Source organism: Steroidobacter sp. (assembly GCF_016790065.1).
Lineage (GTDB): Bacteria > Pseudomonadota > Gammaproteobacteria > Steroidobacterales > Steroidobacteraceae > Steroidobacter.
Genome location: NZ_JAEUPY010000372.1, coordinates 1 through 2,638, shown reverse-complemented (window position 1 = coordinate 2,638; position 2,638 = coordinate 1). Strand labels below are relative to the sequence as shown.

4 protein-coding genes and 1 pseudogene are annotated in these 2,638 nt (G+C 60.4%); all 5 read right to left on the bottom strand.

Translation table 11 applies throughout. The features are described from left to right. Positions 1-705, bottom strand: a 705-nt coding sequence (locus tag JNL55_RS15310; protein ID WP_293855037.1) for a universal stress protein, incomplete at its 3' end; no start/stop codon positions are given. Next, positions 702-929, bottom strand: coding sequence for a hypothetical protein (locus tag JNL55_RS15305; protein WP_293855034.1), 228 nt, complete (start codon positions 927-929; stop codon positions 702-704). The genes JNL55_RS15305 and JNL55_RS15310, both read right to left, overlap by 4 nt. A gap of 116 nt (positions 930-1,045) precedes the next feature. Next, positions 1,046-1,234, bottom strand: a pseudogene (locus JNL55_RS37450) (hypothetical protein); the annotation flags it as partial. A 166-nt stretch (positions 1,235-1,400) separates the two neighbouring features. After that, the gene (locus JNL55_RS15300) at positions 1,401-1,637 is read right to left on the bottom strand and encodes a type II toxin-antitoxin system RelB/DinJ family antitoxin (protein WP_415923086.1); all 237 of its coding nucleotides are present in this window, start codon (positions 1,635-1,637) and stop codon (positions 1,401-1,403) included. A 132-nt stretch (positions 1,638-1,769) separates the two neighbouring features. Further along, on the bottom strand, positions 1,770-2,638 hold an 869-nt coding region (locus JNL55_RS15295), incomplete at its 5' end, for a cytochrome D1 domain-containing protein (RefSeq protein ID WP_293855028.1).

The following is a 2,638-nucleotide window of genomic DNA, read 5'->3' as shown; positions in this document are numbered from 1 at the left end:
CTGCCAACTGGCGGGTATCCCGGCTTCGCGTGCGCTCTGCTTCAAGCGCATGAACACTTCTTGATGCTCCTTGGCCGCGTAGCGCTTGATCATGTCGTCATCGACACCGGCAAGGCGCATCTTGCCTTCGAAAGGGACGTCGTAGGCGTGCAAGAGAATCAGTCTCGCACTCGGAGCGACAGCCTGTGCCAGGCGGAAGGATTGCATCGACCACGGCGAACAATCCACCGCCACGATGACTTTACGGTACGGCTCGCGGGGCGCCTGCCTGACCAGCAGAATTGGCCGCCGCGTGAGCCCCAACAAGCGCTCGGCGGTTGCCCCGAGAAGCCAGGCGCGCATACCACTGGCGCCGCGAGCGCCGATGATCAACAGCGCGGCGTTGAGCAGCTCCGCTTGCATGCCAATGCAATCGAGCACGGCTCCTTCAAGCAGATGTTGACCAGCGCTGACGCCGAGTGTTTCTCCGACTTCGCTGGTCAGTTGCGACAGAGCCTCGCGCGCCTGCTCGCGTACGCGCCCCTGCGCGGCCTCACCATCGTCATCGAACAAGCGGCGCAGTTCGTCGAGCGACCCCCTCTCCAAAACATGCACCAGTTCAAGCCGGGCCCCGGCCTGTTGGGCGAGCATCGCTGCGCGCTGCGCAGCATGGCGCGACGGCGCCGAAAGATCGGTGGCGACAAGCAGGGTTTGCAGGCTGTTCATGAGGTGTCCTCTGAGTGGCTGAGTGCTTCGGTGATCGTCTGCGCAGCATGGTCGGCAGCATCCAGGAAGGGATTGATGACCCTGTTTACACCGGCAAGGCGCAGTGCGCGCACGTGTATTTCATCGCGCATGGCACCGGCAACGTGACTGGCCGGTCGCAACCCCTCGAAGGCGAGTATAGCAAGGCTGCGGCTCACCTCCACGGTAGACAGGGTGGTGACCACCCATTCTGATCCCCATCATCGAGGCCGGCTTGAGCGACGCGAAGCTCTCCGCCGAAAGAGCGGCACTGATGGCGTCTTTCTGCGAATGGACTACCGAGAAACGCTCCACGCTCTTCCTAAATCGCTAGCTTGACCTGGTCTTGGCGAACACAGCCCACCTCTACCGTCAGCCCGGGGTCGAACTCTGAGTTCTCAGCCTTGCCGTCTTTCACGTAACCGCGCGGGTTGGCGAGTACTCGCGTGCGCTTGATGTGGTAATCGCAGCTGTTGTGGGTGTGGCCATGCACCCACAGCGCGGCGCCACTCCTCTTGCCCAGCGCAATGCTTCGACCGGACGGTGAATATCCCCCGCGAGAATCAGCAGGTCTGCACCGACGTTCGGAAGGGCGCATGGCGCGAGGCCGAGATGGATGTCCGAAACGATCTGGATTTTCATGGTTTGGAGTGCGGCGGAACGGAAATCTTTATGAGCTATTCTCTTGCGGCGCGCTGTGTGGTCGAAGCGCTGGCCACAGGCTGCCGTTTGCGCTTCTTCACGCTTTTCAGATTGACCTCAAACGGTAAGCAGCGCTCATCCGCCACGTGCACCATCAACAAGCGAATAGCGTCCGAAACGGACAGGCCCATTGCTTTGAGCGCGACGACGGCGCGCGTCTTTGTCTTGGTGTCGATGCGCGCACGCACATCAGTATCGGTTCTCATGGCAATTCTCCTTCCATCGACTTCGTGCCTCGGTTGTGTTCCCATGGGGTAGCCTCACGGGGAAGGCAGGTATCGGGACCAGCCAAACGCAAGAAAAACGGGGGCCAACTGGCCCCCGCATTCTCCTGCGTCAATCGATCAATAGACGTCGTGCTGGGTGTTGAAGACGTTGAACTTGCCGGTCGGCGTGATCAACTCCGGATCCTTGATCACTGCTTTCAGCTTGCGCGTCTTGTCGTCAACGACGACCAGCGCCGAGTTCTTGTCCTTGGCGCTCCACACCGAGAACCAGACCTCGTCGCCGGCCCTGTTGTACTCGGGCTGCACGATCCGCCTGGCGCCATCGTCGCCAAGGTCGGCCCAATCACCGATCGGCAGGATTTCAAAACCTTTGTCCAGGTTTTTGATGTCGAAGACGGCGACCGACTGACTGATCTTGGCTTCCGGATTGAGCGGTGTATCGACCCACAGATTGGTCGATTTGGGATGCGTCTTGATGAACAAGGAGCCGCTTCCCTGCCCCGTGAGCGTTTGCACGACCTTCCACGCCTGCGCCTTGTGCTTGATCGGGTCGGTGCCGATCAGGCTGATGAACTCGTCACCGAGGTCGCTGGTCGCCCATACCGGACCAAACTTCGGATGCACGAAATTGGCGCCGCGTCCAGGATGCGGGATCTTGCCGACGTCGACCAGCGCTGCGAGCTTGTCTTCCTTGGTATCGACGACGGCGATCTTGTTCGAGGCGTTGGCGGCGACCATGAAATAGCGACCCGTCGAGTCGAAGCCCCCGTCATGCAGGAAACGTGCGGCGTCGATGATCGTCATCTTGAGATTGTTGAGGTCCGAGTAGTTGACGGCCATGATCTTGCCGGTTTCCTTGGCATTGACGATGAACTCGGGGTTGTAGTGCGAACCGACGATCGACGCCACGCGCGGTTCCGGATGGTATTCCTGCGTATCGACCGTTGAACCGCGCGTCGATACGATCTTCAGCGGATTGAGCGTGT